A 25,201-nucleotide genomic window follows, 5' to 3' on the forward strand; every position below is an offset into this window, starting at 1 on the left:
GGGTCAACGCCCGGGCCCGCCGCCGCCTCCCGACCCGCCGCCCCCAGGACCGCCGCCGCCGCCAGGGCCGCCGCCTCCGGGACCGCCGCCTCCCGGTCCTGCGCCCCCCGGACCGCCACCTCCGGGCCCTTCGCCTCCGAAGCCGCCGCCTCCGGGGCCCCCGCCGCCCGGGCCGAAGCCTCCCGGCCCGCCGAACCCGCCGCGGCCGAAGCCGCCCCGTCCGGCCGGCCCCGACATGGCCGGGCCGCCGTCCAGCCCACCGCCTTCGCCCTCGCTCCGGGCCAGGCGCAGGCTGTCGATGCTCGGCACGCCGTCCGGGCCGAGGCGGCCGGTCAGCACCGCCCGGACCTCCTGCCAGGGGGACAAGGCGGAGCCGAAGACGTCGCTGCGAACCGAAAGGCCCGAGCCGAGCAGCAGGCGGCCCTCTGCGGCGCGCAGATAGCTCTCGACCGAGAAGACGCCCGTCGCCGGGAGCGGCGGGGCCGGGACGACATGGCCGACGCGGAAGCCGCCTCTGACGATCCGGCCTGAAGCGGCGATGCGGCGACCGGACCAGCCTTCGTCGAGGCCCAGCAGCTTGAGCCCGCCGATCCAGAGGCCGTCATCATCCTTCTCCACCGGCCCGACCGCACGCATCACCGCGTCGTCATGAGGCTCGATCAGGCTCGCGACGATCGTGCCGTCGAGCCTGCGCAGGCCGCTCACCGCGACGGACTGGCCCTTGCGCCAGGCGCGGCCGCGCTTGTCGGCCGGCAGCAGCACGGCCTGCCCCAAAACGTCGATGCCGTCCCGGTAGACCGCGGTGACCGGGCCTGCCACCTCCCTTTCCACGGCGATCGCATGGGTGACGAGGCCAGCGGCTTCCGGCCGGGCGACGACGCGCACGACATGGCCGACGCGCAGGTCCCGCGCCCGGCGGAGGAGGCCGTCGATCGTCACCGGCGCGTCCGCCGGGTAGGCGATGCGGCTGTCGTTGACGACGATGCTGCCGAAACGCTGGATCGTGCCGACGAAGCCCGTACCGCCGATGCCGCGGTCGGAGCCGCTCTGCTCCTCCGGCGTGAAGCCCGTGCCGCCGATGCCGATGTCGCGCGGCCGTTCCGGCGCGCCCAAAGCGGGCGTGCAGGTGGCCGCGGCGCCGAGCGAAGCCAGCAGCGCCCGGCGGGTGATGACCAGGGGGCCGCTCATCTGCGCCCGCTCTCGTCAGGCTTCGCGGGAGCGGCGTTCTCGCTGAAGATATAGACGCCGCAATTCCAGCGATGCTCGCCGCCCGGGTCGGTCTGGCAGGCGGCGTTCGCCTCGCGGTTGAGCTTCTGCAGCATCTCCAGCGCGAGCTCGCGCGAGCGCGCCTCTAGACGCCGGGCAAGTTCGTCGGAAAGCCCGTCGTAATGGACCGAACGCTCCAGGAAAGGCGGCGGTGCCGTCAGCACGTTGGCGGTGGCGGCGGCGAGATGGTCCTGCAGGTTGCGGCCGAAGTAATACAGCTTCTCGTCGTCGCCCTGCTGCGGGATGAACGCCGACTCGGCCAGCACGATGCGATCCCGCGCGTCGATCGAGACGATGCGGCGGTCGATCCATTCGTCGAGGACGGCGCGCGGCCGCAGGTCCCGGGTCACGGAAGCGACGAGTTCCTCGAAAGAGGGGTGCCCGCCCTGCGCGGTGCGCGGCAAGGGCAAGGGCGCGCCCGCGGCGTCGCAGAAGCGCGGCGCGGCCAGCCAGCGCGCGATGATCGCGCCGGTGCGCGACACCGAGGCCGGCACCGCATTGACCGGGGCGCCGGCGCCGCGCAGGCGGCTCACCTCCTTGCGATGGATGCCCGTCAACAGGCTGACGCGGCTGTCGGTCTGCTCCTTGCCCGGCAGGGCGAAATCGTATTCCGCCACATTGACGTAGAGCTCGCGCAGAAGCTGGCTCAGCGCCGGAAAGGTCATCCCGGCCCGAATGCAAAGCCGCACCAGCGGCCGCAGCACGCGCGCAAGAGGCGGATAAAGCTTGTCGGCGGTGGGGCCATGGCCAGCGTCCGTCATGGAAACCCAATAACTTCATTCGAGGTGGGACACAATCCCACAAGCTGTCGCCAAACTTTCGCTCAAATCGACGGCGCGCCGCCGCCCGCAGCGGGGCGCTTCGCGCCGGACGGTCTTCGCCATGCGCTGGCGGTGGCGAGCCGCGCTTTCCGAAGGGGCCGGAGCGCCCGGCGGTGACGCGCCGCGTCCTCGGCATCGGTCCGGCGCCGCCTCAGCCCGGCCCGGGCGAGGGCTGAGCCGCTGGCGGCGAGCCGGCCGCGGTCCGGCGGGAGCGGCCGAGCCGGCTCATCCAGAGATAGATGATCGGCGTGGTGTAGAGCGTCAGGATCTGGCTGAGGATGAGGCCGCCGACGATGGTGATGCCGAGCGGGCGGCGCAGCTCCGCGCCCGGCCCGGTCGCGATCATCAGCGGGACGGCGCCCAGCATGGCCGAGAGCGTCGTCATCAGGATCGGCCGGAAGCGCTCGAGGCAGGCCTCGAAGATCGCCTCGCGCGAGGGCAGGGCGCGCTGGCGCTCGGCGGCGATGGCGAAGTCGACCAGCATGATGCCGTTCTTCTTGACGATGCCGATCAGCAGGATGATCCCGATGAAGGCGATGATGGTGAGGTCGGCGCCGGCGATGCGCAGCGCGATCAGCGCCCCAAGCCCGGCCGAGGGCAGGGTCGAGAGGATCGTCACCGGGTGGATCAGGCTCTCGTAGAGCACGCCGAGGATGATGTAGACCGCCAGGATCGCGACCAGGATCATCAGGCCCTGGCTGCCTGCTCCCTGCGTGAAGGCCTTGGCGTCGCCGGCGAATTCGGCGCGCAGGGAGGCCGGCAGGTGCAGCTCCTCCACGGCGGCGACGAGGGCGTCGCTCGCCTCCTGGATGCCGACGCCGGGCGCAAGGTCGTAGGTGATCGTCACGGCCGGGAACTGGCCCTGGTGGTTGATGACCAGCGGCGCCGTGCCGCGCTCGACGGTGACGAGGCTGCGCAGCGGCACCTGCGCGCCGTTGCGGCCGGGGACGTGGAGATCGAGGATGTGGTTCGGGTCGCGGCTGCGCGAGGGCGCGACCTCCAGCACGACCCGGTACTGGTTGCGCTCGCCGTAGATCGTCGAGATCTGGCGCTGGCTGAAGGCGTCGGAGAGGACGTTGTCGATGTCCTGGATCGCGACGCCGAGCTGCGAGGCCTTGTTGCGGTCGATCACGACATTGGCCTGCAGGCCGCCCTGCTCGCGGTCGGTCGAGACGTCGACCAGCTCGGGCAGGGCGCGCAGGCGCTCCAGCACCTTGGGCACCCATTCCTCGAGCTCGGGCAGGTTCGGGTCCCAGAGCGTGAACTGGTATTGCGAGCGGCCTTGCCGGCCGCCGGCGCGCACGTCCTGCACCGGGGTCAGGAAGATGCGCAGGCCCGGGATCGAGCCGAGGCGCCCGCGCAGCCGGTTGACCACCTGGGCCGAGCTCAGCCCACGCTCCTCCAGCGGCTTCAGGCTGACGAAGAAGCGCCCGGTATTCACCGAGCCGCTGCCGCCGCCGATGAAGGAGGCGACGCCGAGGACCGCCGGGTCGCTCGAGACGATGGCGGCGCCGCGCTGCTGGAGCTGCGCCATCGCCGGGAAGGAGATGTCGGTCGAGGCCTGGGTGAAGCCGATGATCAGCCCGGTGTCGTCCTGCGGGAAATAGCCCTTCGGCGCGCTGCGGAACATCTGCACGGTCAGGGCCACGGTCGCGATCATCACGGCGAGCATGAACCAGTTGTGCCGCAGCACGAGCCTGAGCGTGCGGGCATAGAAGCCCGTCATCGCCGACAGCACGCGCTCGACCGCGCGGTCGAAGCGGCTGGGCGCATGCGGCCCGCTCCTGAGGAAATGGGCGCAGACCATCGGCGTGACGCTGAGCGAGACCGCCGTCGAGACCAGGATGGCGAAGGTCAGCGTCAGGGTGAACTCGCGGAAGAAGCGGCCCGCCACCCCCTCCATGAAGAAGAGCGGGATGAAGGCGGCGATCAGCGAGAGCGAGATCGAGACCACCGTGAAGCCGATCTGCCCGGCGCCGAGCAGGGCGGCGCGCAGCGGCGAGAGGCCCCTGGCGACGTTGCGCTCGATGTTCTCGATCATGACAATGGCGTCGTCGACGACGAAGCCGACCGAGATCGTCACCGCCATCAGCGAGAGATTGTCGAGCGTGAAGCCGGCGACCCACATCGCGGCGAAGGTGCCGGCGATGGAGAGCGGCACGGTGACGCCGGCGGCGACCGTCAGCGTCGTGCGGCGCAGGAACAGGAAGACGACCAGCATCACCAGCGCGATGGAGATCAGCAGCGTATGCTGGATGTCGGCGATCGAGGCGCGGATCGTGACGGTGCGGTCCGACATGATCGAGAACTGGATTCCGGCCGGCACCCAGCGCTGGATCTCGGGCAGAAGCGCCTTCACCCGGTCGACCGTGTCGATGACGTTGGCGTCGGCCTGCTTGGTGATGGTGATCAGGATCGCCGGCTTGCCGTTGTACCAGCCGGCGGCGCGGCTGTTGCGCACGCCGCGCTCGACGGCCGCGACATCGGCGAGGCGGACCACCGTGCCGCTGGCCGAGCGCACGACGATGTTGCCGTAGTCTTCCGGCTGGCGGATCTGGTTGTTGGCCGAGAGCGTCTCGCCCAGCCTGTCGCCGTCGAAGGAGCCGACGGCAGAGACGGTGTTGGCGTTGACGATGGCGGTGCGGATGGTGTCGAGGCTCAGCCCCATGGCGGCGAGCCGGGCGGGGTCGACCCGGACGCGGATCGCCGGCTGCTCCGCGCCGGCGACCGTGACCTCGCCGACGCCTTCGATCTGGGAGATGCGCTGGGCGATCACGGTATCGGCCGCGTCGTACATCGCGCTCGGCGTCATCGTGTCCGAGGTCAGGGCCAGGATCAGGATCGGCGCGGCGTTGGGATTGGCCTTGCGGAACTGCGGCAGGGTCGGCAGGTCGCCGGGCAGGTCGGTCGCGGCGGCGTTGAGCGCCGCCTGGACGTCGCGGGCGGCGCTGTCGGTGTTCCGCGTCATGTCGAACTGGAGCACGATCGAGGTCGAGCCGAGCGAGCTCGTCGAGGTGATCTCGGTGACGCCGGGGATCGAGCCGAGCCGGCGCTCGAGCGGCGCCGCCACGCTCGCCGCCATCGTCGCCGGGTCGGCGCCCGGCCGGCTGGCGAAGACGCGGATCGTCGGGAAGTCGACGCTCGGCAGGCTCGCCACCGGCAGGACCATGTAGGCGACCATGCCGACGAGGAAGAGGCCGATCGCCAACAGCGTCGTGCCGACCGGGCGCAGGATGAAGGCGTCGGAGAGGCCCCGGACCGTCTTCCAGCCCTTGTCCTCGCCACTTCGGCCCGCGGCGTCGCTCATTCGGCCGCCTCCGGATCGGGATAGGGCACGACGCCGTCGGGGCCGCCGCCGAGGCGCCGGCGGATATTCTCGAGCGCCAGATAGATCACCGGCGTGGTGTAGAGCGTCAGCAACTGGCTGAGCAGCAGGCCGCCGACGATGGTGATGCCGAGCGGCTGGCGCAATTCGCTGCCGGTGCCGGTCGCGAGCGCCAGAGGCAGGGCGCCGAACAGGGCGGCCAGCGTCGTCATCATGATCGGCCGGAAGCGCAGCAGGCAGGCCTTGACGATGGCCTCCTCCGGTGGGAGGCGCTCATGCCGCTCGGCCTCCAGCGCGAAGTCGATCATCATGATCGCGTTCTTCTTGACGATGCCCATCAGCAGGATGATGCCGATCAGCGCCACGATCGAGAGTTCGCGGCCGGTCAGGACGAGGGCGAGGAGGGCGCCTACGCCAGCGGAAGGCAGCGTCGTCAGGATCGTGAAGGGGTGGACATAGCTCTCGTAGAGGATGCCGAGCACGAGATAGATCGTCACCACCGCGGCGAGGATCAGCCAGGGCTGGTTGGCGAGCGAATGATTGAACTCCGCCGCATCGGCGCTGAAGGAGCCGGAGATCGAGCTGGGCATGCCGATCTCGCGCTCGACCGCCGCGATCATCGTCACCGCGTCGCCGAGCGCCTCGCCGGGCGCGAGATCGAAGGAGACGGTCGCGGCCGGGAACTGCTCCTGATGGGCGATGGAGAGAGGCGCGGTCTCGCGGATCAGCCGGGTGAAGGAGGAGAGCGGCACCTGGACGCTGTTCTGCGTCACCGTGGTGTTGCCGGCGGCGTTGGTCTGGCCCTGGGTGTTGGTGTTGCCGGTGACGTAGAGCTTCGACAGCGCCGAGGGGTCGCGCAGATATTGCGGCGCCGCCTCCAGGATGACGCGGTACTGGTTCGACTGCTCGTAGATCGTGGCGATCTGGCGCTGGCCGAAGGCGTCGTAGAGCGTGTCGTCGACGGCCTGGATCGAGATGCCGAGCCGGCCGGCCTTGGCCCGGTCGATCTCGACATGGGCGCGCAGGCCGCCATCCTGCGTCTCGTTGGCGACGTTGCGGACGATCGCCTCGCGCCGCAGCGCCTCCGCGAGCTTGCCGGCCCATTCCATCACCTGCGGCTGGTCGGCGCCGGTCAGGGTGTACTGGTATTGCGAGCGGCTGGCGCGGGTGGTGATCTGGATGTCCTGCACCGGCTGGACAAAGGTGACGACGCCGGGAATCGCGGAAGCGACGGCGCGCAGCCGCTCGGCGATGGTGACGGCGTCGTCGCGGCGCTCGTCCTTGGGCCTGAGCGTCACCGTCATGCGGGCGGTGTTGAGGGTGGCGTTGGCCTGGCCGATGCCGAGCACCGAGACGACGCCGGTGACGTCGCCATCCTGCTCGAAGGCCTGCGACACCTTCTCCTGCAAGCGCTTCATCTCGTTGAAGGAGACGTCCGGCGAGGATTCCAGTACGACATTGAGCAGGCCGGTATCCTGGCTCGGCAGGAAGCCCTTGGGGATGACGACATACATCCAGACCGTCAGCACCAGCGTGGCGAACGTCGCCAGCAGCACCAGCCCGCGCGCCTTCAGCGCCCAGCCGAGCGTCACCTCGTAGACCCGCGCCATCGCCGCGACCGGCCATTCCGCCAGCCGCATCAGCCGGTTCTCACGCCCGGGATCGCCATGGCGCAGCAGCCTTGCGCACATCATCGGCGTCAGCGTCAGCGAGACCACCGCCGAGACCACGACGGCGATGGTCAGCGTCAGGGCGAATTCGCGGAACATGCGGCCGACGAGCCCGGTCATGAACAGCAGCGGGATGAAGACCGCGACCAGCGAGACCGTCAGCGAGATCACGGTGAAGCCGATCTCGCGGGCGCCGTCATAGGCGGCCTGGAGCGGTTTCTTGCCCTGCTCCATGTTGCGCACGATGTTCTCGATCATCACGATCGCATCGTCGACGACGAAGCCGGTGCCGATGGTCAGCGCCATCAGCGAGAGATTGTCGAGGCTGAAGCCGGCGAGCCACATCACCGCGAAGGTCGCGATCAGCGAGAGCGGCAGCGCGACGCCCGCGATGATCGTCGCCCGCACCGTGCGCAGGAAGAGCAGCACCACCAGCACCACCAGCGCGCAGGCGAGGACCAGCGTGAACTGGACGTCGGCGATCGAGGCGCGGATCGTCTCGGTGCGGTCGCTGACCACCTGCAAATCGACGCCGGCCGGCATGCCGTTCTTCAGGCGCGGGATCTCCTCCTGCACCCGCGCGACCGTGGTGACGATGTTGGCGCCGGGCTGGCGCATCACGTCGAGCACGACGGCGGTCCTACCCTTGAACCAGGCGCCGACGCGACTGTTCTCGAGGTCTTCCAGCACCACCGCCACGTCGCGCAGGAAAACCGGTGCGCCGCTGCGATAGGCGACGACGATGTCGCGATAGGCCGAGGCGCTGCCGATCTGGTCGTTGGCGCTGATTGTATAGGCCTGATGGTTGCCGTCGAGCGCGCCCTTGGAGCCGGCGACATTGGCGGCGACGATGGCGGTGCGCAGATCCTCCATGCCGAGCCCGTAGGCGGCGAGCCTGGCGAGGTCGGCCTGGATGCGGATCGCCGGCCTGACGCCGCCCTCGATCGAGACGTGGCCGACGCCGGAGACCTCCGAAAGGCGTGGCGAGAGCAGCGTATCGGCGAGGTCGGAGAGCTGGCGCAGCGAGACCGTGTCCGAGGTCAGCGCCAGCACCATGATCGGCGCATCGGCCGGGTTGATCTTCGCATAGGTCGGCGGATAGGGCAGGGTGCGCGGCAGGGTCGAGCCCGCCGCGTTGATCGCGGATTGCACGTCCTGCGCCGCGGCGTCGATGTCGCGGTCGAGATCGAATTGCAGCGTGATCTGGCTGAGGCCGAAGGAGCTCTGCGAATACATCGTCGAGAGGGAGGGGATCTGGCCGAACTGCCGCTCCAAGGGCGCCGTCACCAGCGAGGCGATGGTCTCGGGATTCGCGCCCGGCAATTGCGTGGTGATCTGGATCGTCGGGAAATCGACCTGCGGCAGGGCCGAGACCGGCAGGCGCAGATAGCCGAGGATGCCGCAAAGCAGAACCGCGATGCCGAGCAGCGAGGTCGCGACGGGCCGGCTGATGAAAGGCGCGGACACGCTCATCGCGGCTCACCCGTCATGGCTGCGCTTGCGGTCTTTGTGCACCCGATCCGCGGCCGGGGGAAGCCGGTGCGCCGGAGGGCGCTGCCTCTGGGCCGGCTGCGCCCGGCGCCGCGCCGTTGCGCCGCGGCCGGTTCTCGCGGCCGCCCTCGGCTCCGGCGGGCGGGGCGGGCGAGGCATCCTGCGCCGGGGCGGTCGAGCCGGTCGCGGGACCGCCGCCGGCGCCAGGCCGGTCGCGCCGCGGTCCCTGGCCGGGCTCGCGCATGCCGCGGCGGCCGGGCGCGTCGGCGGGCGGCTGGGCCGCCTGCTCGGGCGTCGAGACGCGCACCCTGGCCTTGTCGGTCAGGCGCGCGAAGCCGGTGGTGACCAGCTTCGCCGGCGGCACGATGCCCGCGGTGATCACGGCCGTCGTCTCGTTCTGCTGGCCGACGGTGACGTTGACCAGGCGGACCGTCTCGTCCTCTTCGACGGCGAAGACATAGGCCCCGTTCGGGCCGCGCTGGATCGCGGCGGTCGGCGCGACGACGACCTGCCTCAGCACGTCGACGAAGACGCGGACATTGACGAACTGGCCCGGCCAGAGCTGCAGCCGCTCATTGGGGAAGCGGGCCTTGACCTTGATCGTGCCGGTGGCCTGGTCGACGACGTTGTCGATGACCTCGACGACGCCCTTGTCGATGATCGTGGTGCCGTCCGAATCGAGCGCATCGACCTCGACCGGCCCGCGCGCCACCGCCGCGCTCACCGCGCGCAACTGCTGCTGCGGCAGGTTGAAGACCATGGCGATCGGCTTCAACTGAGTGATCACGACGAGGCCGTTGGTATCGGAGGCGCGGACGATGTTGCCCTGGTCGACCTGCCGGATGCCGAGCCGGCCGTCGATCGGCGCGCGGATCGTGGTGTAGTCAAGATAGGCCTTGGCGTTGTCGATCGCGCCCTGGTCGGAGCGGATCTGCGCCTCGAGCTGCGCCACCGTGGCGCGCTGGGTGTCGGCCTGCTGGCGCGAGCCGTAATCGGTCTGGGCGAGCCTGGCATAGCGCTCGAGGTCGGCGCGGGCATTGGCGAGCTGGGCCTCGTCCTGCGCCTTCTTGGCGACGGCCTGGTCGTATTGGGCCTGATAGGTCGCCGGGTCGATCTTCGCCAGCACGTCGCCTTTCCTGACGTCCTGGCCGTCCCTGAAGGCGATCTCGAGCAGGCGGCCGTCGACCTGCGTGCGCACGGTCACCGTGTTCAGCGCCTGGATCGTGCCGACGGCATCGGCGGTGACCGGCACGTCGTCATAGCGGACAGGGGTGGCGATCACCGGGATCGGCCCCTCGCCGCCGCCGAAACGGGCGCGGCGGCCGCCTCGTCCGCCGGCCTGCTGGGCGGCGCCGACGCCGTCCCCGCCGGCCGGAATCCAGCCGCCATGATAGCTGTGCCAGCCCCAGAGGGCGCCGCCGAGCAGCACCAGGATGAGCAGAAAGCGCTTCATTCCGCCGCCTCGGTCGCGTTGATGGCGGCGCGGTGGTCGGCCTCGGTCCAGCCGCCGCCCAGCGCCTTGAACAGGTCGACATAGGCGATGAGCTTCTGAAGCTTGATCTGCGAGAGCTGGTCCTGCGCCTGGAACAGGGTCTGCTGGGTGTTGAGCAATGTCACGATGTCGATGGTGCCTTCCCGCAGCCTCTGCTCGGTGATGGCATAGGCCCGCCGGGCCGAGGCGACGGTCTCGGCCTGCAGGCGCTCGTGGCGGGTGTTCTCCTGGATCGCGATCAGGGCGTTCTCGACATCGGCGAAGGCGCTGACGATGGTCTTGCGATAGGTCGCGATCAGTTCGTCGGCCACGCCGCGTTCGAGCTCGACCCGGGCCCTGAGATTGCCGCCGTCGAGGATGGGCTGGACGAGGCCCGCCGCCGCCGAGGCGAAGGCGGCGTCCGGTCGTAGCAGGTTCTTCAGCACCGCGCTTTCGAGACCGCCCTGTCCGGTCAGGCTGATGCTGGGGAAGAGCGCGGCGCGCGCGGCGTAGAGCGTCGCCTCCTGCGAGGTCAGACGCGCCTCGGCCTCGGCGATGTCGGGCCGGCGCTGCAGCAGTTGCGAGGGCAGGCCGGCGCGCACGGCGGGCACGGCGATCGCATTCAGGCTGCCGCCCTTGATCGCGACGGCGGCGGGAGTCTCGCCGACGAGCACGGCGAGCGTCACCTTGGCCTGGCGCAGCGAGAGTTCGAGGGCCGGCACGGAAGCCTTCTGCTGGGCGACGACGCTTTCCTGTTGCGCGATGTCGAGCTGGGTCGCGGTGCCGACCGAGAGCCGCGCCTGGATCGCCTTGAGCGTCCGCTCCGCCGCGGCGATGTTCTCCCGCGCGATGCGCAGGCGGTCCTGCGCCGCGAGCACCTGGAAATAGGTGCCGGCGACGCTGGAGACGGCGGTGAGCGCGACCACGTCGCGGTCGAAGCGCGTCGCCTCCGCGGCGAAGCGCCCGGCATCGGCTGTCGCGCCGTTCTTGCCCCAGAAGTCGAGCTCGTAGCTCGCCGAGAGGCCGAGGCTGAACTGGTTGCCGACGCTCTCGCCGAACGGCCCGCGCTTGGAGCCCAGCGTGCCGGGCCGCAGGCTGCGCGAGGCATCGCTCGAGCCGGTCAGCGTCGGATAGAGCGCGGCCGAGGAGATGCGCGACTGCGCGTCGGCCTGCCGGATCCGCGTCATGGCGATGGCGATGTCGAAATTCTCCCCGACCGTGCGTTCGACGAGGCGGTTCAGCTCGGCCGAGCGGAACAGGCGCGGCCAGTCGGGCGAGACCGCCGGTGCGGCGCGGCGCTCGCCGGCTGCGAAGCTGCGCGTCACGGCGACGCCGGGATCGGGGCGCGGATCGGCCGGCAGACAGGCGCCGAGGCCGATAACGACGGCGGTTGCCGAGCAAAGGCGGAGGAGCGGATGTCCGACTGCGTGTCCCGCAAGATCACGCCTGTAGCCCGGCACCATTCCGCTCTTCTCCAGCCTCGATTCGAAAGAACGCGGAACACGACGCGACCGAGGCCGCTTCTAGAGGGAACGGCACGGGAGAGAAAGTGAATTTCTCTTCATGTTCGCAGCCTTCCGGCGCCGGCCGGCAGGACGGCGGCCGCCTCGTCCGGCTTGCGCGGGCCGGGCGATCATACTGCATTTTGCCGTTGCGGCGCGGCGGAAAATCGGCCTTCCTGCGAGGCGGCCCGTGCTGTCGAGACGTTCAGGCGAGGTGATGCCGGATGCAGAACGGAGATCGCGCAGTTCCGCCCCGGTCCGGGCCTTGCGACAGTCCTTTCGGAGTAGCCTGTGAGAAATCCCTACGAGGTTCTCGGCGTCGCCGCGACGGCCTCTTCCGCCGAGATCCAGAGTGCCTACCGCAAGCTCGCCAAGAAGCTGCACCCCGACCTCAATCCCGGCGACAAGGCGGCGGAGGACAGGTTCAAGGAGGTCGCGGCCGCCTATGACCTGCTCGGCGACGCAGACAAGCGCAAGCGCTTCGACGCGGGCGAGATCGACGCGTCCGGCGCCGAGAAGCCGCCGCAGCAGCATTATTATCGCGACTACGCCGCCGGCAATCACGGCAATCCCTATGCCGATGCGTCGGGCTATGCCGATTTCATGGACGAGGACGACCCGTTCGCCGAGATGCTGCGGCGCAGCCATCACGCGCGGGCGAACCGGCGCGGGCAGGATCTGCATTACCGCCTCGCCGTCGATTTCGTCGATTCGATCACCGGAGCGACCAAGCGCCTGACCCTGCCGGACGGCAGCACCATCGACGTCACGATCCCGCCCGGGCTGGTCGACGGCCAGACGCTGCGGCTCAAGGGCAAGGGCGCGCCCGGAACGGGCAAGGGCGGGCCGGGCGATGCGCTGATCGAGGTCGAGGTCCGGCCTGACCGGCGCTTCACCCGCGAGGGCGACGACATCACCATCGAGGTTCCGATCTCGCTGACCGAGGCCGTGCTCGGCGGGGAGATCCGGGTACCGACCGCGACGGGCGAAGTCAGCATGCGGGTGCCGAAGGGTGCCAATACCGGGACGAAGCTGCGCCTGCGCGGCAAGGGCGCGCCGCGCCGCGGCGGCGGCCATGGCGACCAGTTCGTCCGGCTCAGGGTGATGCTGCCGCCGGAACCGGACCCGGAGCTGGAGGCTTTCGTGGCGGGCTGGAAGGGCAAGGACTACGATCCGCGCGAGGGCCGGACGTCATGACGATGACCAAGCAGGAATTCCTGAGGAGCGCGGGGCTCAAGGTGCAGGTGCTGGAGCTCTGGCTGGAGCAGCGCTGGCTGGTGCCCGAGGAGGAGGCGGGGGAGCCGCGCTTCCGCGAGATCGACATCGCCCGCGCCCGGCTCATCCGCCAGCTCAGCGAGGATTTCGGCGCCAACGACGCCGGCATCGACGTGATCCTGCATCTGATGGACCAGCTCCACGGCGTGCGCCGGGCGCTGGCCGAGCTGCGCGAGGAGGCGCGGCGGGGCGGGGGCTAGGGGCGGGCCTTGCCGGCGCCGGGCTCGCGCTGCCGCGCCGGGAACCGGCTCCGGCGGCAGGCGTTACGGCTCCACGCGCCTGGAGCCGCGCGCCGCCTGGACGATTTCGGCAAGCCAGGCCCCGACAGAGGAGGCGAGAGCATGAACGACAAGGTCAGGGAGAACATGGAGGTGATCGGCGCGGACGGCGTCCATGTCGGGACGGTCGATCGCGTCGAGGCGGCGCGCATCAAGCTCAAGAAGAGCGACGCCCATGGCCGCCATGAGGGCCATCACCATTATATCGACCTCGGCTTCGTCGCCGGAGTCGAGGGCGACACGGTGCGGCTGTCCGCCAATGCGGATGTCGCGGTGACGCTGGAGGAGGAGGCGTCCGGCAAGCCGGTGTCTCTCTGATGCCCCCTGGCCGCGGCGGCCGCGGAAGGCTGGCCGCGGCCCTTTCCGCCCCCGGGAGGATCGGTTCGATGCACGCCTGCGACCTCCGCCCCGATGCGAGAAGGCCGCCCGGAGGCGCCCCGTGACCACCGGGGCGGATCGCCACGTCGTCATCGTCGGCGCCGGCTTCGGCGGGCTGGAGGCGGCGCGCCACCTCGCCGGCGTCCCGGTCAGGATCACCATGATCGACCGGCGCAACCACCATCTGTTCCAGCCGCTGCTCTATCAGGTCGCGACCGCCTCGCTGCCGACCTCTGAGATCGCCTGGCCGATCCGGTCGCTGCTGCGCGGCCACCGGAACGTCACGACCCTGCTCGGCAGCGTCACCGGCGTCGACCGGGGCGCGAAGACGGTGCTGCTCGACGGCGAGCCGCCGATCGCCTTCGACACGCTGATCCTCGCGACCGGCGCGCGCCACGCCTATTTCGGCCATGACGAATGGGAGCCCTATGCGCCGGGCGTGAAGACGCTGGAGGATGCGACGCGCATCCGGCGGCGCATCCTTTTCGCCTTCGAGCAGGCGGAATGGGAGAGCGATGCGGACGGCCGCGCGCCATGGCTGACCTTCGTGATCATCGGAGCCGGGCCGACCGGCGTGGAGCTCGCCGGCACCATCGCCGAGCTGGCGCATGACACGCTGCGCGGCGACTTCCGCAATTTCGACACGCGCAGCGCCCGCGTGATCCTGGTCGAGGCGGGTCCGCGCATCCTGGCGGGATTCACCGAAGACCTCTCGGCCTATGCCGAACGGGCGCTGAAGCGCCTCGGCGTCGAGGTCATGCTGGGACAGCCGGTCTCGGATTGCCGGGAGGACGGAATCGTGCTCGGCGGCGCCTTCCTGCCGGCGCGCACCGTTCTCTGGGCGGCCGGCGTCGCGGCCTCGCCCGCGGCCGAATGGCTGGAGGCGCCGGCCGACCGGGCCGGGCGGGTGCGCGTCGAGCCCGATCTCTCCGTGCCGGGCGAGCCGGAGATCTTCGTCATCGGCGACACCGCCTTCGTCGCGGGGGCGGACGGCAAGCCGGTTCCCGGCGTGGCGCCGGCGGCCAAGCAGGAGGGCGGCTATGTCGCGCAGGTGATCAAGGCGCGGCTGCAGGGCAAGCCGGCTCCCGGGCCCTTCGCCTACAAAAACGCCGGCAACCTCGCGACCATCGGCAAAAGGGCGGCGATCGTCGATTTCGGCTGGATCAAGCTGCGCGGCCGGCTCGCCTGGTGGATCTGGGGCATCGCCCACATCTTCTTCCTGATCGGCCTGCGCAACCGCCTCGCCGTCGCGCTCAACTGGCTGTGGATCTATGTCAGCGGCCATCGCAGCGCCCGGCTGATCACCCAGGGCCAGGCGGGAACGGCCCGCAAGGCGCAGTGACGCCCGGCGGGCCGGGAGGGTGCGCCCGGCTTCAGCGCTTGACCGCCGGGCAGGCGCTTTCGCTCAGGGGGCGGAAGGCCTGATCGCCGGGGATGGTGGCGACGAGGTCGTAGAGGTCCCATTCGCTCTTCGATTCGGAAGGCTGCTTGGCGCGGAAGACGTAGAAGTCGTGGACCATGCGGCCGTCCTCGCGCAGCCTGGCGTTGCGGACGACGTCGTCCTCGATCGGCAATTCGCGCATCCTGGCGATCACCGTCTTGGCCTCGTCCGACTTCGCGGCGGCGACCGCCTTGAGGTAATGCCGCACCGAGGAATAGATGCCGGCCTGGATGGCCGAGGGCACCGCGCCATGCGCCGCCTTGAACCGCTCCGAGAAGGCGCGGGTACGGTCGTCGAGGTTCCAGTAGAAGCCTTCGGTCAGCACCGTGCCCTGCGCCGCGGCGAGGCCGACGCTCTTCACGTCCATGGCGGTGAGGAAGAAGGCGACGAGCTTCTGCCTGTCCTGGCCGATGCCGAAGTCGCGCGCGGTCTTGATGCCGGCAACGGTGTCGCCGCCGGCATTGGCGAGCGCGATGTAGTCCGCCCCCGAGCCTTGGGCCGTCAGAAGCTGGGAGGAGAGATCGACAGCCGGGAAGGCGTGGCGGACGGAGCCGACATAGGTGCCGCCCCTGGCGGTGACCAGCGTCTTGGCGTCGGCCTCGAGCTGGTGTCCGAGCGCGTAGTCGGCGGTGACGAGGTACCATTTGGTGCCGGGCTTGGTCAGGTAGTTGGCGATGCCGGCGACCTGGACATAGGTGTCCCACATCCATTGCACGACATGGTCGGGCTGGCAGGCGTCGCCGGTCAGCCGCGCGGTGCCGCCGGGAAACAGGCCGACGCGGTTCTTGTCCTTGAGCAGCGGCGGGATGCCGAGCTGCAGCGAGGCGTTCGACATGTCGGCGAGGACGTCGACGCCCTGCCGGTCGATCCATTCGCGCGCGATGGTCGAGCCGACATCCGGCTTGTTCTGGTGGTCGGCCGAGACGATCTCGATCTTCATGCCGGCGCATTCCGCCTTCAGGCAGTCGTCGACCGCCATCTGGGTGGCGACGATCGAGCCCTTGCCGGTGATGTCGGAATAGACGCCGGACATGTCGGTCAGCACGCCGATCTTGACGGTGCCGCCGGAGATCTCGGCCTGGGCCGCGCCGGCGAGGCACAGCGCGGAGACGCCCGCGAGGGCGGAGACGATGCGTTTCATGATTCCTCCCGAACCTGTTCTGCGAGTTCTGTTCTGCGAGTTCCGTTCTGACCGAGGCGTGGAGCGATCGAGCCGGCCCGGCGCTACCAATGCGCCATCGGCAGGCCGGCGACGGGCGAGCGGAAATAGGGAATGCGCGTGCCCTTCAGGCTGCCGACATAGACCGTCTTCAGGTCCGGACCGCCGAAGGTGACGCTGGCGCACCAGGGCGCGATCGTGCCGCCGCAGGCGAGCATCAGTTCCGGCGTTGCCTCGTCGCGCGCGAAGGCGGCGAGGAAGGCCTTGCCGGCTTCGCTGCCACGGTCGTCGTCGAGCAGGATGCGCAATTCGCCCTCCGGCGTGATCGCGAAGATCCGGTCGGTGAAGACATGGGTGCCCCAGAGATTGCCATGGGCGTCGAAGGCGATGCCGTCGATGCAGGCGCCGTGATCCTCCGGCCCGAAGGTCTCGCGGTCGGTCAGGCTGCCGTCGGGCTGGACGCGCAGCCGCGTTACCTTCCGCGCGCAGGTCTCGGCGACATAGAGCCATTCCTCCCCGGCATCGAGCCTGATCTCGTTGGTGAAGGCGAAGCCGTCGGCGACGATGCGCAGGCGCCCGCCGTCATAGAGCGCGACGAAGCCGTCGCGGACATTCGGGCTGATCGCCTTCATCCAGTTCTTCGTCCGCGTCGAGACGGTCAGCCAGATCCGGTCCCTGCTGTCGCGCAGGACGAAATTGACCTTGCCGATCGGCACGCCGTCGATGCTGTCGACCAGCACCCGGCTCGCGCCGTCGCGCGTCATGATCTCCAGCCGGTCCGTGCCGAAATTGGAGATCAGGATGTCGCCGTTGCGGGCGAAGGCGAGGCCGTTCGGCAATGTGCCCGAGACGAAGCGCGCCTCTTCGTCGGCGGCCTCGGCGAAGCCGCGGCTCGCCGTCTGGGTGATCAGGCGCTGGGAGCCGTCCGGCCGGATCTGGACGACGCCGCCGCGCGCATCGGCGCTCCAGAGCGAGCCGTCGCGCTCGGCCAGGATGCATTCCGGCCGCTGCAGCCCTTCGCCGAGATAGCGGATTGCGCCAGGCTCGACGGTGAAGCCGTCGAGCGGGTTGGGGCGGGACGCCATCAGAAGCTGACCCGGTCGCCGCCCTTGAGGCCGAGCGTCGCGCGGGCCTCGTCCGGGGTTGCGATCTCGTGGCCGAGCTCCTCGACGATGCGGCGGATCTTGGCGACCTGCTCGGCATTGGAGGTGGCGAGCTTGCCCTTGCCGATGAACAGGCTGTCCTCCAGACCGACGCGGACATTGCCGCCCATCATCGCGGCCTGGGTGCAGAAGGCCATCTGATAGCGCCCGGCGGCGAGCACCGACCAGTGGTAGTCCTTGCCGAAGAGCTTGTCGGCGGTGCGCTTCATGAACATCAGGTTGTCGAGATCGGCGCCGATGCCGCCGAGGATACCGAAGATGAGCTGCAGGAAGACCGGTGGCTTGAACCAACCGCGGTCGAGGCAATGCGCCAGATTGTAGAGATGGCCGACATCGTAGCACTCGTGCTCGAACTTGGTGCCGTGCTGCTCGCCAAGCAATTTGTAGATGCGCTCGATGTCGCCGAAGGTGTTGCGGAAGATGAAGTCCTTGGTGCCGGCGAGATAGGGCTGTTCCCAGGGATGCTTCCACTCGCTGTATTTCTCCGCCAGCGGATGCAGCGCGAAGTTCATCGAGCCCATGTTGAGCGAGCACATCTCGGGCGCGGCCTTGAGCGGGGCGGCGAGCCGCTCCTCGACGCTCATGTTGAGGCCGCCGCCGGTGGTGATGTTCACCACCGCGTCGGTCGCCTGCTTGATGCGCGGCAGGAACTCCATGAACACCGCCGGGTCCGGCGTCGGGCGGCCGTCCTTCGGGTCGCGGGCGTGGAGATGCAGGATGGCGGCCCCGGCTTCCGCCGCGGCGATGGCCTGCTCCGCGATCTGGTCGGGGGTGATCGGCAGGTGGTCGGACATGGTCGGCGTATGGATGCCGCCGGTGACCGCGCAGGTGATGATGACCTTGCTCACGCGTTTCTCCCTTGGTTGTCGGTTCAGGCCGGAAGGATGGCGACGGCCCGCGTCCAGCCGGCGGAGCCGTTGCGGACCTTCACGGGTAGGCAACTGATGACGAAGCCGGTCGCCGGCAGGGCTTCGAGATTGTGCAGCTTTTCGATCTGGCAGTAACCGGCCTCGCGCCCGGCCTTGTGGCCCTCCCAGATCAGCGAGGCGTCGCCGCTCTCGGCGAAGCGGCGGGCGGTATGGCTGAAGGGCGCGTCCCAGCTCCAGCCGTCGGTGCCGACGACCTTGATGCCCTGGCGGACGAGGTGCAGCGTCGCCTCGCGGCCGAAGCCGCAGCCGGAATCGATGTAGTCGGCTTCGCCATAGCGCCGGCCGGCGCGGGTGTTGACGACGACGATCTCGAGCGGGCTCAGGCGATGCCCGATCCGGTCCAGCTCGGCGTCGATCTCGGCGGGGGTGACGACATGGCCGTCGGGCAGATGGCGGAAGTCGAGCTTCACCCCCGGCTGCAGGAACCATTCGAGCGGGCATTCGTCGATCTTGAGCGCAGGCGCCCCGCCATCCTGCGTCGGATGGTAGTGCCAGGGCGCGTCGACATGGGTGCCGTTATGGGTCGAGATCGTCGCCAGCTCGACCGCCCAGCCCATGCCCTCCGGCAATTGCTCGGGCTTGAGGCCGGGGAAGGCGGCCGCGATGTCCTTCGCCGTACCCGCATGGGTGCGGTAGTCGATCCTGACCTTCTGGAAGGGCGGGTCGGCGGGCACGTCGTTTTCGAGCGGAATCGAGAGGTCGACGAGGCGCCCTGTCGCTAGCATACTGGTTTCCTCCTGCCGTCTCGATTTGCTCTTGCGGCATGAATTTGGACGAACGTCCGACCAATAGCGTAGAAGGCGCTTTCTGGTAAGAGCCGATCACGCAGGGCAGGGGCGCTGCGCAGGAGGGATTCGATGGCAGCGGCGCCGACGCCCGAGCGCATTCTCGACGCAGCCGAGCGGATGTTCGCCGAGCGGGGCGGCGCCGACGGCGCCTCGATGCGCGATCTCGCCGCCGCGGCCGGGGTGAGGTTGTCCCAGCTTTCCTATTATTTCGGCTCGAAGGAAGCGCTCTACCGGGCCGTCTTCGCGCGACGGGCGGAGGCGCTGGCCTCGGCGCGCGGGAGGGCGCTGGCGCAGGCGATGGCTGAGCCCGCGCCCGATATCCGCGCCGTGGTCGAGGCCTTCATCGGTCCTTCCGTTCGGCAGCGCTTCGCCGAGGGCGTGCAGGGCGCGGCCTTCGCGTTGATGACGGCGCGGGAGGCGGTCGATCCGCGCGAATCCGCACGGGGCGTCCTGGCAGAGCATTTCGATCCGACCGCCACGGCGTTCTTCGCAGCCTTCGCGCGGCTCTATCCGCAGGCTTCGCGCGGGGCGATGGTCGATGCCTATCTGTTCATGGTGGGAGCGCTGGTGATGACGATGGCCGCGGGCGACCGTGCCGCGCGCCTCGACGAGGAGCGTCGCGCGCTTTCGGCCGATGGCCATGCCGAGCTTCTGCTCGGGCGTCTGACGCAGTTCTGCGCCGCTGGGATCAGGCAGATGCTGGCCGGCTGACGCCTCGGCAGCCTGCCTTATCCGCGCAGTCCGGCCACCACGGGCTGGCGATAGGAGAGGGCCGCCGGCAGCAGGGCGAACAGGCTGCCGATGAGACAGCCGAGCGTGATCAGCGCGACCCCGAGCCAGACGACCAGCATGACATAGCTGCGCGGCGCGCCGAGCGCCCTCAGCACGGCATGGCGCCTGCGTCGCAGCCCCGCGACGGCGAGCAGGAGCAGCAGCACCGAGGCGAAGATCAGCACGGTGTTCAGCGCCGAGGCGACGACGAGGATGGCGCGGATATCCCCGAGCGCGCCGTAGAGCGAGACCAGCACCTCGGCCGGCCTGGCGGCCGGCGCAAGCCGCGTGTGGCGCGCATGGCAGCTTCCCTCCGGGCGTGGGACGCTCAAATTGTCGCAGGGGATGCGATCGTCTAGGAGGAACCGTAAGCCAGCTTCCGACCGTCCGACTCAGCCAAGATCGCTCCCCATGACAGCCGCGGCCCCGGTTTCCACAGCCCAGCGCGCGATGATGCCCGTGCTGATCGCGCTCAGCGTCACGCATCTGCTCAACGACATGATCCAGTCGCTGATCCCGGCGATCTACCCGATCATCAAGGAGGCGTATCGGCTGGATTTCGGGCAGATCGGGCTGATCACGCTGACCTTCCAGGTCTCGGCCTCGCTGCTGCAGCCGGCGGTCGGGCTCTATACCGACAAGCATCCGATGCCCTATTCGATGGTGGTCGGCATGGGCTTCACCCTCGCCGGGCTGATCGGCCTCGCCTATGCCGGCAGCTACGGCCTGCTGCTGGTCTCGGCCGCCTGCGTCGGCATCGGCTCCTCGATCTTCCATCCCGAGGCGACGCGGATGGCGCGCAATGCCTCGGGCGGGCAGCACGGGCTGGCCCAGGGCATCTTCCAGGTCGGCGGCCAGACGGGCGGAGCGCTCGGGCCGCTGCTGGCGGCCTTCGTGATCGTGCCGCGCGGGCAGGCCAGCCTCGCCTGGTTCTCGGTGGCGGCGCTGGTCGCGATGATGCTGATGGTCTGGACGGCGGCGAGCTATGCCAGGCTCGACCGGGCGCGGCCGCCGAAGCCCGCCGGCGTGGCCAAGGCCGCAACGGCGCGGCCGGGCCGGGGCTCGGTCGCCTTCGCGATCACCATCCTGATCGTGCTGCTGTTCTCGAAGAACGCCTATACGGCGAGCTTCACCTCCTTCTACACCTTCTATCTGATGGGCAAGTTCGGCGTCTCGATCCAGCACTCGCAGGAGATGCTGTTCCTGTTCCTCGCCTCCTCGGCGGCCGGCGCGCTCGGCGGCGGCATGCTGGGCGACCGCATCGGCCGCAACAAGATCATCTGGTTCTCGATCCTCGGCGCGCTGCCCTTCACGCTGGTCCTGCCCTATGCCGACCTGTTCTGGACCGGCGTGCTGACGATCGTGATCAACGTCATCATGTCGAGCGCCTTCGCCGCGATCCTGATCTACGCGCTCGAATTGCTGCCGGGCCGGGTCGGGCTGGTCGGCGGCTTCTTCTACGGGCTCTCCTTCGGGCTGGGCGGCCTCGCGGCGGCGCTGCTCGGCACCGTCGCCGACTGGCTCGGCATCGAGATGGTCTACAAGCTCTGTTCCTTCATCCCGCTGATCGGGCTGCTCGCCTGGTTCCTGCCGCGCCTCAGCGAGGGGACGCGCGGCGCGAAGGTCGGGCATTAGGGAGCAGACCGCGCTGCCGTCGAAAACATGCGGGTCATCCCGGGCTTGAGCCGGGATGACCCGCGCTTCCTGAATGGAAGGCCCAAGAGCCCTCAGATCGCGAGCTTGCCGGCCCTGGCGGCGGCGTAGCGCTCCTCGACCTTCGGCCAGTTCACCACGTTCCACCAGGCCTTGAGGTAGTCGGCGCGGCGGTTCTGGTATTTCAGGTAATAGGCGTGCTCCCAGACGTCGTTGCCGAACAGCACCTTGCGCCCGCTCATCAGGGGGCTGTCCTGGTTGGGCTGTGGCAGCAGGGCGAGCCCGCCCGCCTTGTCGACCGTGACGAAGATCCAGCCGGAGCCGAAGACCTTGAGGCCCGCCGCCTCGAAATCGGCCTTGAACTTGTCGAAGCCGCCGAGGTCGCGCGTGATCGCGGCCGCGACCTCGCCGCTGGGCGCGCCGCCGGCATTCGGGCCCATCACTTCCCAGAACATGGTGTGGTTGGCGTGGCCGCCGCCATTGTTGCGGACGACCGTGCGGACGCTCTCCGGCAGATGGTTGAGCTCGGCCAGCAGAGCCTCGACCGAGGCCTTGGCGATCCGGCCATTGTCCTTGGCGGCGGCGTTGAGCGCCGCGACATAGGCTGCGTGATGGCGGTTGTAATGGATGTCCATCGTCGCGGCGTCGATATGCGGCTCGAGCGCATTGGCCTCGTAGGCGCGCTTGGGCAGGGTGAAGGGGCCGGCCGGCGCGGCCGGGGCCGCCGCCTGCGCCCAGGCCTTCGGCGCGGAGGCGGCGAGGGCGGCGCCCGCGCCGAGGGCGAACAGGCTGCGGCGCGAGATCACGGAAGCTGCTGTCATGGCGCATCTCTCCTGCAGGTCGGGGTTCGCGGCGGGCTTGCGGCATTCGGGTTCCGCCGCGCCGGATCGTCGTGATGACGACGTGCCGGGGCGGCGGATGTTCCCGCGGCCGGCGCTGTTTCTTGCGGCATGGCCGCGCAGCGCGCCCTTAACCGCCAGTTTACCGCGTTTGGCTACGTTCCGGAAGGAATCCAGCCAGGGATCGCGCCATGCAGGCACAGGCTCTCAAGGCCGAGGGACTACCGCACGAGTTCGATCCGGCCGCTCCGGCGCCTTCCGCGCTCCGGCCGGCCAACGAGGATGTTCCGGCCGAGAGCGGGGCGGCGCGTGCCGTCCGCGAGATCGCCGAGCGCTTCGGCAAGCTCGACGCCGAGATCACCGACGTCGCCGGCCGTATCGTCGATGTGAGCCATCAGCTCGAGGGGCAGACCGCCGGCTTGCGCCGCGTCGTCGGCGCGGTGGACCAGGTCTCGCAGGCCAACAACACGATCCGGCGGGCGGCCGAGGGCGCGCAGGAAGCGGCCTCGGCCGTGCGCAGCGGGCTCGAGCGCGTCACCGGCTCGGTCAAGCTCGGCCTCAACGCCGCGCAGAGCGACATCGAGGCGCTGTCGGAAGGGGCGCAGGCGATGTCGCAGGCGCTCGCCCAGGCCGTCAGCGACGCGCACAAGGCGCGCGTCTCCAGCGACGCGATCCAGGCGATCACCCGCGAGATCCAGCTTCTGGCGATCAATGCCGGCGTCGAGGCGGCGCGCAGCGGCGAGGCCGGCCGCGGCTTCGCCGTCATCGCCGCGGCGGTGAAGGCGCTGGCCGAGCAGACGCGCGAGGCCACGGCGGCGAGCGCGGCGCAGCTCGACCTGCTGGTGAACGCCGTCAACACGCTCGCCCGGCGCAGCGAGGAGAACGCCCAGACCGCCCGGCGCGCCATCGAGGGCAGCCGGACGATCTCGTCGCAGATCGGCGAGCTCGACAGCTTCGGCCGCTCGGTGGTCGGGCTCATCGGCGAGATCGAGGCGATCTCGCAGCCGGCGAAGGAGAACGCCGCCGCCTGCGCCAAGGCCGGGCAGGACCTCGCCGGGCTGGTGGCCGGGGTCGACCGCTCGACCGAAAGCCTGGACCGGGCGGCGCAGCGCACCGACGCCCTGGTGGCGATCAGCGAGGGCATCCTCGGCGCGATCGCCGGTTCGGGCGTGCGCACCCCGCAGTCCGAGCTGATCGCGGCGGCGACCGAGACGGCCGCGGCCATCGCCGCCCTGTTCGAGCAGGCGCTGGCCCGCGGCGAGATCGGCATGGCCGAGCTGTTCGACGAGACCTATGCGCCGGTGCCGGGCTCCGATCCGCAGCAATACCTGACCCGCTTCGTCGCGCTGACCGACCGGCTCCTGCCGCCGATCCAGGAGAAGCTCCTGGCCTCGAACGGCCGCATCGTCTTCTGCGCGGCGGTGGACCGCAACGGCTTCCTGCCGACGCATAACCGCAAATATGCGCAGGCCCAGGGCAGCGATCCGGTCTGGAACAACGCCAACTGCCGCAACCGCCGCATCTTCGACGACCGCACCGGGCTCGCGGCGGCGCGCAACCGCAAGCCCTTCCTGCTCCAGAGCTACCGGCGCGACATGGGCGGCGGCGAGTTCCTGGTGATGGAGGACCTTTCGGCGCCGATCCTGGTCCGGGGCCGGCATTGGGGCGGCTTCCGCATCGGGTTGAAGGTGTAGCGCCGCGCCGGGGCCGTCCGTCGGGTCGAGTGAGTGAGTTTCGAGTCAGCGCCATGCATATCGCGCCGTCCTTTCCCAACCTCTCCGTGCTGCTGGTCGACGCCAGCCCGCACTACCGGCGCATCATCCGCACCATGCTGTACCAGGCGCAGCTCCACCGCATTTTCGAGGCGGCGGACCTGCCCTCCGCCGCCGCGATCTTCATCCAGAAGCAGCCCAACATCGTGATCCTCGACTGGGACCTGCCCGATGGCGGCGGCCCGAAATGCCTCGCGGCGATCCGCTCGCAGCGCACCTCGCCCTTCGCCAAGGCGCCGGTGCTGGTGATGATGGAGCGGCCGGACAAGCGCTCGGTGGTCCAGGCGGCGAAGCTCGGCGCGCACGAGATCATCACCAAGCCGATCTCGCCCAACAATCTGTGGCTCCACCTCTCCGGCATCATCAACGTGCCGCGCAAATACCGGGAGGCGAACGGGGTGGTGACACTGGTGCCGCGCGCCATCAGCAACGCCATCTTCTGAGGGCGTCCCGCCTGCCGCCGAATTGCCCGAATGATTGATGCGGGACCCCGGCGTTTAGGGAAATTTTTACCAGTCTGGCGCGATGCTGGCCGGCATCATCCAGGGTCGCGTCTTCATGGTCATCACCGTCTCGCTCCCGCCCTTCCTCGGACGCTCCGAGGCGGCCTCCTTCCGCAATCAGCTCCTGGTCGCCCTGGAGCAGAACGAAAGCATCGCCGTCGAATGCGCGCAGGCCGGCCCGCTGCCGAGCCTCTGGGTCCAGCTCCTCCATTCCGCCGCCGTCAGCGCGGTCGCGCGCGGGCTGTCGGTCACCCTCCTGGCGGCGTCCTCCGACTGCCGCGAATCCTTGCGGGCGATCGGCTTCGATGCCGCGCGAAGCCCCCTCGTTCTGGAGTGACAGGCATGAAGATCCTGGCCATCGACGATACCAAGACCTTGCTCAGCCTGCTCAGCCTCACCCTGCGGAACGCCGGCCACGAAGTCGCCGAGGCCGAGAACGGCGAGGAGGGTCTCAGCAAGTTCGACCAGTTCAAGCCCGACCTCGTCATCACCGACCTGAACATGCCGATCATGGACGGCATCGAGTTCACGCGCGCCTGCCGCTCGCGCCCGACCGGCCAGAACACGCCGATCATCGTGCTGACCACCGAGAACGGCGCCGAGATCAAGGCCGAGGGACGCCGCGCCGGCGCCAGCGCCTGGATGGTCAAGCCGTTCGAGCCCAACATGCTGCTCGGCCTCGTCGCGCGCTACCAGAACTGAGGCC

22 protein-coding genes are annotated in these 25,201 nt (G+C 69.8%); 10 read left to right on the top strand and 12 right to left on the bottom strand.

What is annotated here, in order from left to right; all coding sequences use genetic code 11:
* Window positions 1–3 precede the first annotated feature (3 nt).
* The 6 genes from ACWH43_RS07740 to ACWH43_RS07765 all read right to left on the bottom strand — a co-directional run bounded on the left by ACWH43_RS07740 (window position 4) and on the right by ACWH43_RS07765 (window position 11,369).
* Window positions 4–1,188: a DUF5666 domain-containing protein gene (locus ACWH43_RS07740; RefSeq protein WP_260347727.1), complete on the bottom strand. Its 1,185-nt coding sequence runs from the start codon at window positions 1,186–1,188 to the stop codon at window positions 4–6.
* Window positions 1,185–2,027 carry a DUF6502 family protein gene (locus tag ACWH43_RS07745; protein ID WP_158443525.1) on the bottom strand — a complete coding sequence of 281 codons (843 nt, stop codon included), beginning with the start codon at window positions 2,025–2,027 and terminating at the stop codon, window positions 1,185–1,187. Before ACWH43_RS07745 ends, ACWH43_RS07740 begins: the two co-directional genes overlap by 4 nt.
* Window positions 2,028–2,238: 211 nt before the next feature.
* Window positions 2,239–5,394: an efflux RND transporter permease subunit gene (locus ACWH43_RS07750; protein WP_158448369.1), complete on the bottom strand. Its 3,156-nt coding sequence runs from the start codon at window positions 5,392–5,394 to the stop codon at window positions 2,239–2,241.
* On the bottom strand, window positions 5,391–8,555 hold the full coding sequence (locus ACWH43_RS07755; RefSeq protein WP_158446401.1) for an efflux RND transporter permease subunit: 3,165 nt from the start codon (window positions 8,553–8,555) through the stop codon (window positions 5,391–5,393). The genes ACWH43_RS07750 and ACWH43_RS07755 overlap by 4 nt, the downstream gene beginning before the upstream one ends.
* Before the next feature lie 13 nt (window positions 8,556–8,568).
* On the bottom strand, window positions 8,569–10,026 hold the full coding sequence (locus ACWH43_RS07760) for an efflux RND transporter periplasmic adaptor subunit (RefSeq protein WP_158471841.1): 1,458 nt from the start codon (window positions 10,024–10,026) through the stop codon (window positions 8,569–8,571).
* Complete coding sequence (locus tag ACWH43_RS07765; RefSeq protein WP_375796974.1) at window positions 10,023–11,369, bottom strand: efflux transporter outer membrane subunit; 1,347 nt, start codon at window positions 11,367–11,369, stop codon at window positions 10,023–10,025. Before ACWH43_RS07765 ends, ACWH43_RS07760 begins: the two co-directional genes overlap by 4 nt.
* A gap of 468 nt (window positions 11,370–11,837) precedes the next feature.
* On the opposite strand from ACWH43_RS07765, the gene ACWH43_RS07770 reads away from it, so the two are divergent.
* The 4 genes from ACWH43_RS07770 (at window position 11,838) to ACWH43_RS07785 (ending at window position 14,819) form a co-directional block, all read left to right on the top strand.
* Window positions 11,838–12,743, top strand: a complete 906-nt coding sequence (locus ACWH43_RS07770) for a DnaJ C-terminal domain-containing protein (RefSeq protein WP_158447071.1) — start codon at window positions 11,838–11,840, stop codon at window positions 12,741–12,743.
* Window positions 12,740–13,021: a chaperone modulator CbpM gene (locus ACWH43_RS07775; protein ID WP_260347729.1), complete on the top strand. Its 282-nt coding sequence runs from the start codon at window positions 12,740–12,742 to the stop codon at window positions 13,019–13,021. Before ACWH43_RS07770 ends, ACWH43_RS07775 begins: the two co-directional genes overlap by 4 nt.
* 141 nt (window positions 13,022–13,162) lie before the next feature.
* Window positions 13,163–13,417, top strand: coding sequence for a DUF2171 domain-containing protein (locus ACWH43_RS07780; protein WP_158471876.1), 255 nt, complete (start codon window positions 13,163–13,165; stop codon window positions 13,415–13,417).
* Between the two features lie 121 nt (window positions 13,418–13,538).
* Complete coding sequence (locus ACWH43_RS07785; RefSeq protein ID WP_158471875.1) at window positions 13,539–14,819, top strand: NAD(P)/FAD-dependent oxidoreductase; 1,281 nt, start codon at window positions 13,539–13,541, stop codon at window positions 14,817–14,819.
* Window positions 14,820–14,850: 31 nt separating this feature from the next.
* Here ACWH43_RS07785 and ACWH43_RS07790 read toward each other — a convergent pair whose 3' ends face one another.
* The 4 genes from ACWH43_RS07790 to ACWH43_RS07805 form a co-directional block, all read right to left on the bottom strand.
* Complete coding sequence (locus ACWH43_RS07790; protein WP_260347730.1) at window positions 14,851–16,059, bottom strand: ABC transporter substrate-binding protein; 1,209 nt, start codon at window positions 16,057–16,059, stop codon at window positions 14,851–14,853.
* An 83-nt stretch (window positions 16,060–16,142) separates the two neighbouring features.
* On the bottom strand, window positions 16,143–17,162 hold the full coding sequence (locus ACWH43_RS07795) for an SMP-30/gluconolactonase/LRE family protein (protein ID WP_158446983.1): 1,020 nt from the start codon (window positions 17,160–17,162) through the stop codon (window positions 16,143–16,145).
* Entirely contained in the window at window positions 17,162–18,088 is a 927-nt protein-coding gene (locus ACWH43_RS07800; RefSeq protein ID WP_158446982.1) for a BKACE family enzyme, read from the bottom strand. Before ACWH43_RS07800 ends, ACWH43_RS07795 begins: the two co-directional genes overlap by 1 nt.
* Window positions 18,089–18,111: 23 nt before the next feature.
* The gene (locus tag ACWH43_RS07805; RefSeq protein ID WP_158446981.1) at window positions 18,112–18,894 is read right to left on the bottom strand and encodes a cyclase family protein; all 783 of its coding nucleotides are present in this window, start codon (window positions 18,892–18,894) and stop codon (window positions 18,112–18,114) included.
* A gap of 132 nt (window positions 18,895–19,026) precedes the next feature.
* Here ACWH43_RS07805 and ACWH43_RS07810 point away from each other — a divergent pair, with 132 nt between their 5' ends.
* Window positions 19,027–19,668, top strand: coding sequence for a TetR/AcrR family transcriptional regulator (locus ACWH43_RS07810; RefSeq protein WP_158446980.1), 642 nt, complete (start codon window positions 19,027–19,029; stop codon window positions 19,666–19,668).
* Window positions 19,669–19,685: 17 nt separating this feature from the next.
* Here the strand turns inward: ACWH43_RS07810 and ACWH43_RS07815 are convergent, their stop codons facing one another.
* Entirely contained in the window at window positions 19,686–20,060 is a 375-nt protein-coding gene (locus ACWH43_RS07815; RefSeq protein WP_260347731.1) for an FtsX-like permease family protein, read from the bottom strand.
* A gap of 79 nt (window positions 20,061–20,139) precedes the next feature.
* Here ACWH43_RS07815 and ACWH43_RS07820 point away from each other — a divergent pair, with 79 nt between their 5' ends.
* Entirely contained in the window at window positions 20,140–21,363 is a 1,224-nt protein-coding gene (locus tag ACWH43_RS07820) for an MFS transporter (protein ID WP_158446978.1), read from the top strand.
* A gap of 92 nt (window positions 21,364–21,455) precedes the next feature.
* On the opposite strand, the gene ACWH43_RS07825 is transcribed toward ACWH43_RS07820, so the two are convergent.
* On the bottom strand, window positions 21,456–22,202 hold the full coding sequence (locus tag ACWH43_RS07825) for a superoxide dismutase (protein ID WP_158446977.1): 747 nt from the start codon (window positions 22,200–22,202) through the stop codon (window positions 21,456–21,458).
* Window positions 22,203–22,411: 209 nt separating this feature from the next.
* Here ACWH43_RS07825 and ACWH43_RS07830 point away from each other — a divergent pair, with 209 nt between their 5' ends.
* From ACWH43_RS07830 to ACWH43_RS07845, 4 genes are all read left to right on the top strand, one after another.
* The gene (locus ACWH43_RS07830; RefSeq protein ID WP_158446976.1) at window positions 22,412–23,914 is read left to right on the top strand and encodes a methyl-accepting chemotaxis protein; all 1,503 of its coding nucleotides are present in this window, start codon (window positions 22,412–22,414) and stop codon (window positions 23,912–23,914) included.
* A gap of 53 nt (window positions 23,915–23,967) precedes the next feature.
* Complete coding sequence (locus ACWH43_RS07835; RefSeq protein ID WP_158446975.1) at window positions 23,968–24,435, top strand: response regulator; 468 nt, start codon at window positions 23,968–23,970, stop codon at window positions 24,433–24,435.
* An 82-nt stretch (window positions 24,436–24,517) separates the two neighbouring features.
* Window positions 24,518–24,832, top strand: a complete 315-nt coding sequence (locus ACWH43_RS07840) for an STAS domain-containing protein (protein ID WP_158446974.1) — start codon at window positions 24,518–24,520, stop codon at window positions 24,830–24,832.
* Window positions 24,833–24,837: 5 nt separating this feature from the next.
* Window positions 24,838–25,197, top strand: coding sequence for a response regulator (locus tag ACWH43_RS07845; RefSeq protein WP_158446973.1), 360 nt, complete (start codon window positions 24,838–24,840; stop codon window positions 25,195–25,197).
* The last annotated feature ends 4 nt before the right edge of the window (window positions 25,198–25,201 follow it).

The organism is Allobosea minatitlanensis, from assembly GCF_964020775.1.